This window comes from Synechococcus sp. WC101 (assembly GCF_047461555.1).
In the GTDB taxonomy this organism is placed as follows: domain Bacteria; phylum Cyanobacteriota; class Cyanobacteriia; order Thermostichales; family Thermostichaceae; genus Thermostichus.
The window spans coordinates 24,990-31,781 of sequence record NZ_JANSHG010000005.1 but is presented as its reverse complement, the minus strand read 5'-3'; the positions used below and the strand labels follow the sequence as shown (position 1 = coordinate 31,781).

Genomic DNA, 6,792 nt, shown 5'->3' with positions numbered 1-6,792 from the left:
AGGTTGTTTGAGCTATGAAACTATATCAACGACCCCCATCATGGGTAAGCGACCAAAGTCGCTAGCGGGCTTTTCCGGCGCGCACTCAAGTGCGGGGCTACCAAGCTATCCTTTTGTGTCTCGAGACCTGTTGGGGCTGGTAAAGAGGGGCCCCTGATGGCGCAGAAGATTTTCCTGCGGGCTGTCTGAAGGTTCGGCTTCCTGCCACCGGCCCAAACAGAGCGGCAATCAAGCCTGTGGAAAACCGTCTTATCTTCGTCCCTTCCTTTGCGATACTGCTAGAGGTGATGTTGAGAGTGATAACGCGATGGCGATGCAGCATCTAGCCAGGGGCCAGCTTCGACGTCCTCAACGACAGCCAAGCTCGGCGGGATCCCGGTCGTCCCTTAGCCGGTTTGCCCCCTGCGGCCTCCTGTTCAGCCTGCTCTGGGCTGTGCCTGCCTTTGCCCAAGAAACGAAAGCGCCTGATCCTGCCGCCTTGGTTCTCCCAGATAGCCGAGCCATCCGCACCCCCAACCTGCCTCCCACCCTGTCGATCCCGCCCGAGGCCCGCCCTGCCACTCCTGCCCCGGTCTCGCAGGGGGCTGCTAGGGCCGAAGAACTGGTGGTGCCTCAATCCCCTTTGGAGGTGCGCATCGAGCGGACGGAGAGCTTGTCCTTACAAGAAGCCCTGGAGATTGCTGTTGCCCAAAACCCAGCGGTGCAGCAGGCAAGGCTGGCTGTAGAACGGGCTGAGGCTGGGGTTGCCCTGGCGCAGGCAGCTTTTGCCCCCACCCTCTCCACTCGAGCCAGTTACCAATACAGCGAACCTCCCTCGCCTGGTGGCAGGCCAAGCCGCGAAGTTCACACTCTCTCAGCTAGCGTGGTGCGGGTGGACTACACCGCTTTCGACAACGGGATCAGAGAACAAAACCTAAGACTGGCCCAAGAAGCTCTGCGCGTCGCCCAACTGCAACTGGAGCAAACCCTGCAGACAGTGAAACAAGCTGTGGCCAACGCCTACTACGATCTGCAGAGCGCCGATGCCCGAGTGGCCATCAGCCAGGCTGCCGTTGCAAGTTCTGAAGCCACCCTGCGGGATGCCCAAGCCCGAGAGCGGGCTGGGGTGGGTACCCGCTTCGAGATTCTCCAGGCGGAGACCGAATTGGCCAACAATCGACAAACCCTACTGGTGGCCCAAAACACCCAACAACTGAGCCGCCGCCGCCTGGCCGAGCTGCTGAACTTTCCCAGTCCCACTGATGTGCTGGCCAGGGATCCCATCGAGCCTGTGGGAGAGTGGGACCTGAGCCTAGAAGAGACTATTGTTGCCGCTTTTGCCCAAAGGCAAGAGCTGGAGCGCCAACGCCGAGAGTTGGAACAAGCCCAAGCTCGTGTGCGCCTGGCGCAAGCCAGCAACGGTCCCCAGATTGGTTTGTTCGCCACCCTCGATGCGGTTAACGATTTCAAGGCCAGCCGCGACAGCTTCGATATCGGCTACTCGGTCGGCGCCAATTTCAGTTTGACTTGGCTGGACGGGGGTAAGGCGGCCGCCCAGGCTCGCCAAGCCGAGATCGACGGGCAGGTGGCCGTGAACAATTTCATCGGCAGCCGTAACGAAATCCGGCGCAGTGTGGAAGAGGCTTTCCTCACGCTCAGCTCCAGCCGCGAACAGATCGACTCAGCCAAGGTAGCGATTGCCTCGGCAGAGGAGAGCCTGCGCCTGGCGCGGCTGCGCCTTCAGGCCGGGGTGGGCACGCAAACAGAGGTGATCAACGCCGAAACTGCCCTCACCACCGTCCGTGGCAACCTCTCCAATGCTGTAATCGCCTACAACCGCGCCCTGGTACAACTGCAGCGGGCCGTCGGCAGGCTTTGATCTCTGCTCGGTTCTTTCTCCCTCACCCCCAACCCCTCTCCCTCTGGGAGAGGGGAGCTAGGGCAGCTCGTTCGCGACAGCGTTGCGTAGTAATAAGGATGTGGAGAAACGTTTCGAAATAGCCATGGTGCCAAGTACCGCTGGCGCCAGCAGAAGAAACGCGACGAACTGAGAAAAATCGCCCCCTCTGGGCTTAGCCCCTGAGGTTTCCTCACGATCCGCAATGACGGCAAAAGAGAGGCCTAGAGTTTACGGGAATAGAACTCGACAACCAGCAGCTCGTTCACTGGTGCGCAGATCTGCTCTCGGGGAGGCAGTTCTTTGATACGCCCGCGCAGCTTCTCTTTGTCAAATTCCAGGTAATCGGGCAGGAACAGCCCCGGATACTCAGCGTAGGCGGCCACCAATTTGCGAGAAGACTCCTTGTTCCTTACCGTGATCACATCCCCAACTTTGCAGCCATAGCTGGGGATGGTGACTTTGCGGCCGTTGACTTCGATGTGGCCGTGGCTTACCAACTGCCGAGCCGCCGGAATGGTTGGAGCCATGCCGAGGCGAAAGACGATGCAATCCAGCCGCATCTCCAGCATCTGCAGCAAGGCTAGCCCGGTGGATCCCTTGGAGCGCCGCGCCTTGCGCATGTAGCGGAGCATCTGGCGCTCGCTCACCCCGTAGTTGAGGCGCACCTTCTGCTTCTCTTCTAGGCGGATGGCATACTCGGATTTTTTCTTGCGCTCGGCCCCGTGCATACCAGGTGGATTGGTATTTTTGGGGCGCTTGCGCGTCAAACCGGGCAGATCAAGTCCCCCGAAGCGACGAATGATCTTGAGGCGGGGACCTGTGTAGCGGGACATGCGGGCGTTTCTCCGAAATCGGCAAAGATACTCAGCAGAAGAGCACAGGCGAAAACATTGGCCGTGCGCCACAAGAATTGGCGATCTCCTATATTAAGGTCTTAGCCCGGCCTTTAAGCAAGGGGTGAGAGCCGTTTTTTAGCTGACTTTGGGGAGCGGTGCCATTAGTCGTAGCGAACCCCCAGTTGGGTGCGGATGAAGGCGCGATCCTCGCTCAGCAGGCCGTTGAGGGTGCGCCGCTCCCCCAGGATGGGATCCGGATCCAAGCCGATGGCCTCCAGATCCGCCAGCACCATCAGCTCCACCAGTTGGGCAAAGGTCACCTTGGGCTGCCACCCCAGTACCCGCTTGGCCTTGGAGGCGTCCCCCAAGAGCAGATCCACCTCCGTGGGGCGGTAGTAGCGGGGATCGATCTCGATCAGCACGCGATCTTTGTAGAGTCCCTGTTCTTCCAGTCCGGATCCCCGCCAGGTAATGGGCATGCCCACCAAAGCAAAAGCGCGTTCGGCAAACTCCCGCACGCTGTGGGTTTCGCCAGTAGCCAGCACGTAGTCGTCCGGCTGGGGTTGTTGCAGCATCATCCACATCCCCTCGACGTAGTCCTTGGCGTAGCCCCAGTCCCGCTTGGCATCCAGGTTGCCCAGGTAGAGCTTGTCCTGCTTGCCGGCCACGATGCGGCTGACGGCGCGGGTGATCTTGCGGGTAACAAAGGTTTCTCCTCGCCGTGGGCTCTCGTGGTTGAACAAAATGCCGTTGCAGGCAAAGAGGTTGTAGGCTTCGCGGTAGTTGACTGTTTGCCAGTAGGCGTACACCTTGGCGCAGGCGTAGGGGCTGCGGGGGTAGAAGGGGGTGGTCTCCTTTTGCGGGATCTCCTGCACCAGGCCGAACATCTCCGAGGATCCCGCCTGGTAAAACTTCACCCGGATCCCCGTGCGCTGCTGGTAGTCGCGGATGGCCTCCAGGAGGCGTAGGGTGCCCATAGCCACCGCATCGACGGTGTATTCTGGCGCCTCAAAGCTGACCCGCACGTGGGATTGGGCCCCCAGGTTATACACCTCCGTCGGCTGCACCTGTTCCAGGATCTTGCGCAGGGTGGTGCCATCGGTGAGATCCCCATAGTGGAGAAACAGCCGGGCGTTGGGATCGTGGGCATCCACATAGATGTGGTCGATGCGGTCGGTATTGAAGGTGCTGGCGCGGCGGACAATGCCGTGGACTTCATAGTTTTTTTGCAACAGCAGCTCGGCCAGGTAAGAGCCATCCTGGCCGGTGATGCCAGTAATTAAGGCACGTTGGGTCATAGAGCTGGAGGCGAAAACAAGCACTTGTAAGACTTCAGCCAGAGCGGGGACTTCAGCGCCTTGCCAAGCACAAACTCGCAAAGCTGAAACCCCAAAGCTAGAATATTATAGAGCAGCGGGAACCCCTTCTCTGGGGTTCTGCTTGCTTAGGAAGAGCCCAGGTGACGATCCTTAACCTGCTGCAGGGCAGGGGTCAGGGCCATAGGCGAGGGAGCCGGCTGGCGCAGTTGCCGCACTGCCTGGGGCAGGCGCAGGACAGAGGCACGGCTGGTGCGGGCAATCGCCTCCAGATCCGGCAGGGGCTCCAACAGCACACCCTTGCGCAGGATCGGGCGCAGCAGCGGCTGGTAGCCAGGGGGCGGGCTCTCGTCGGCCTGGCCGAGCAAGTCCCCTGTGGGACCGCGGAAGATCTGCTTGCGCCCCGGCAGGGTGGCTTTGGCAAAGGAGGCCTTGGCCACTGGGATCCCGTTAATCTCCACCAATTTGTACACTCCGTTCACGCCCTCGCCGGTCACCAGCCGCGTCCCCACTCCATAGCCGCTGATAGGGGCTTGGGAGCGGTGCAGCCGTTCGATCTCGTACTCGTCCAAATCGCCGCTGACAAAGACCGGCGCCCCCTGGGGCAGGATGGCCTTGACCTGGTGGGAGAGGGCCTCCAGGTCCCCGGAGTCGATGCGCACGCCGCCGATCTCGCCTTGGGATCCCAGTTGATCCGGATGGGTGGCTGCAAAGAGCTGGGCCGCTGTGCGCGCTCCCTGGATGGGATCGTAGGTATCGATGAGCAGAACCGCCTGGGGAAAGTAGCGCCGGAAGGCTTGAAAAGCGCGGGTCTCATCGCCGGAGAGGGCGGCAATGGCCATCACCAGAGAATGGGCCATCGTGCCTGCCGGCTTGCGCCCCAGCTTGAGAGCTGCCAAGACGTTGGAGGTGGCGTTGAACCCCGCCGCCAGCGCTGCCCGCGCTGCCCACAGGCCCGCCTGGGGGCTAAAGGCTCGCCGCGTGCCGAACTCCAACAAAATGGCCTCATCCCCGGCAGCATCCCGCATGCGGGCCGCCTTGGTGGCAATCAGGGTTTGGTAGTTGAAGGTGGTCAGCAAGTAGGTTTCCACCAGTTGCGCCTGCCACAGAGGAGCCTCTACCCGCAGCAGCGGCTCGTTGGCGAAAACGGCCGTTCCTTCCGGCACTGCCCACACATCCCCCTCGAAGCGGCAGCTAGCCAGCAGCTCCCAGAAGCGTTGCGGTGCCTCGGCAAAAATGCCCGTCTCCCGCAGCGCCTGCAAGGCTTGCGGCGGAAAGTGCAACTGCTGCAGGTATTCCACCGCTTGGGCCAGCCCCATGGCGATGAGGTAGCCATAGTCGCTAGGCAAGCGCCGCACAAACAGCTCAAAGGCCGCCGGCTGATTCTCCAGCCCCTCCCCCACATAGCAGGCAGCCATTGTGAACTGGTAGAGATCCGTCAACAGGCCGTAGTCCTGGGGCTGCAGGGAGGAGAAGTCTGAATTCACCATGGAAACCTCAAGGGACAAGCCGCTGAAAAGCTAGGGGAGCGGGCAAAGAAGTCCTTGCCAAAGTTGGAGCTACTATGGTAACAGGTTTGGCCTGCCAGGGATCCCGGCGAGGTGGCCCCAGCGATAAGAGCTTGACTGCACTCTAAAAAGCCATGAACACCACTGTCCAGGGAGTAACGACTCAAGCTCCGCCGACACTTCCCTTGCCTGTTCATTTTGATCCCGAGCGGGTGGGGGAGATTTGGCGGGTGCCCTACCAACAGCGGGCCCTAGAGGCGGAGCAGTGGGCCCAAGAGCACCGCATCCCATCGGCAGAATCCGACCAGGTGCGGGTAGGCTTGTTGCTCATCGATGTGCAAAATACCTTCTGCATTCCTGGCTTTGAGCTGTTTGTGGGTGGTTCTAGCGGCCTGGGGGCGGTGGAGGATAACCGGCGTCTGTGTCAATTTATCTACCGCCACCTCGCCCACATCACCCAGATCGTGGCTACCCTGGACACCCACACCGCCATGCAGATCTTCCACCCCATCTTCTGGGTGGACGCCCAGGGATCCCATCCCGAGCCAGCTACAGCCATTTCTGCCGCCGAGATCCGCTCCGGGCGCTGGCGGGTCAACCCCGCGGTGGCCGCCAACCTCACCCAAGGGGATCTGACGCGGCTGCAGGTCTACGCCCTCCACTATGCCGAGCAATTGGAGAAAGGGGGGAAATATCCTCTCATTGTCTGGCCCTACCATTCCATGCTAGGTGGGATTGGCCATGCCCTGGTGCCGGCGGTGGAGGAGGCGATCTTCTTCCACACCATTGCCCGCTGCAGCCAGCCCAGCTTGCAGCTCAAGGGGGCCAACCCCCTGACGGAAAACTACTCCGCCCTCAGCCCGGAAGTCTTGACCGGCCCGGAAGGGGATCCCATCGACGAGAAAAATGAATCCCTTATCGGCCACCTACTGGAATTCGATGCCCTGATCGTGGCTGGCCAAGCCAAAAGCCACTGCGTCGCCTGGACGGTAAGCGACCTGCTGCAGGAGATCCAGTCCAGGGATCCCGCCCTGGCCAAGAAGATTTACCTTCTGGAAGATTGCACCTCGCCGGTGGTGATCCCCGGCGTAGTCGATTTTAGCGAGCAGGCGGAGGCGGCCTTTGCCCGCTTTGCCGCCGCGGGGATGCACCGGGTGCGCTCCACCGATCCCCTCTGGACGTGGCCTGGCTTTCCGTGGCGGAAGACTTGATCTCCTCTACCCCAGTGCTAGGATGCGGCAGGACAGGCTGTG

Annotated in this window: 5 protein-coding genes; 2 read left to right on the top strand and 3 right to left on the bottom strand. The window is 61.2% G+C overall.

What is annotated here, in order from left to right; translation table 11 throughout:
* The first annotated feature begins 307 nt into the window (after nucleotides 1–307).
* A complete protein-coding gene (locus NW809_RS00770; RefSeq protein ID WP_414401334.1) occupies nucleotides 308–1,858 on the top strand; it encodes a TolC family protein in 1,551 nt (516 codons plus the stop codon).
* Between the two features lie 242 nt (nucleotides 1,859–2,100).
* Here the strand turns inward: NW809_RS00770 and rpsD are convergent, their stop codons facing one another.
* The 3 genes from rpsD to NW809_RS00755 all read right to left on the bottom strand — a co-directional run bounded on the left by rpsD (nucleotide 2,101) and on the right by NW809_RS00755 (nucleotide 5,521).
* Nucleotides 2,101–2,712 carry a 30S ribosomal protein S4 gene (gene rpsD / locus NW809_RS00765; protein WP_011430362.1) on the bottom strand — a complete coding sequence of 204 codons (612 nt, stop codon included), beginning with the start codon at nucleotides 2,710–2,712 and terminating at the stop codon, nucleotides 2,101–2,103.
* 164 nt (nucleotides 2,713–2,876) lie between these two features.
* Nucleotides 2,877–4,013, bottom strand: coding sequence for a GDP-mannose 4,6-dehydratase (gene gmd, locus NW809_RS00760; protein WP_011430363.1), 1,137 nt, complete (start codon nucleotides 4,011–4,013; stop codon nucleotides 2,877–2,879).
* Nucleotides 4,014–4,159: 146 nt separating this feature from the next.
* Nucleotides 4,160–5,521 (bottom strand): nicotinate phosphoribosyltransferase, encoded by a 1,362-nt coding sequence (locus NW809_RS00755; RefSeq protein WP_414401333.1) that lies wholly within the window; start codon nucleotides 5,519–5,521, stop codon nucleotides 4,160–4,162.
* 152 nt (nucleotides 5,522–5,673) lie between these two features.
* On the opposite strand from NW809_RS00755, the gene NW809_RS00750 reads away from it, so the two are divergent.
* Complete coding sequence (locus NW809_RS00750; RefSeq protein ID WP_099812090.1) at nucleotides 5,674–6,750, top strand: isochorismatase; 1,077 nt, start codon at nucleotides 5,674–5,676, stop codon at nucleotides 6,748–6,750.
* The last annotated feature ends 42 nt before the right edge of the window (nucleotides 6,751–6,792 follow it).

What these genes read in the sequence shown, in the direction of transcription:
- NW809_RS00755 (WP_414401333.1), bottom strand. Translation starts at nt 5,521, where the DNA reads ATGGTGAATTCAGACTTCTCCTCCCTGCAGCCCCAGGACTACGGCCTG.
- NW809_RS00770 (WP_414401334.1), top strand. Translation starts at nt 308, where the DNA reads ATGGCGATGCAGCATCTAGCCAGGGGCCAGCTTCGACGTCCTCAACGA.
- gmd (WP_011430363.1), bottom strand. Translation starts at nt 4,013, where the DNA reads ATGACCCAACGTGCCTTAATTACTGGCATCACCGGCCAGGATGGCTCT.
- NW809_RS00750 (WP_099812090.1), top strand. Translation starts at nt 5,674, where the DNA reads ATGAACACCACTGTCCAGGGAGTAACGACTCAAGCTCCGCCGACACTT.
- rpsD (WP_011430362.1), bottom strand. Translation starts at nt 2,712, where the DNA reads ATGTCCCGCTACACAGGTCCCCGCCTCAAGATCATTCGTCGCTTCGGG.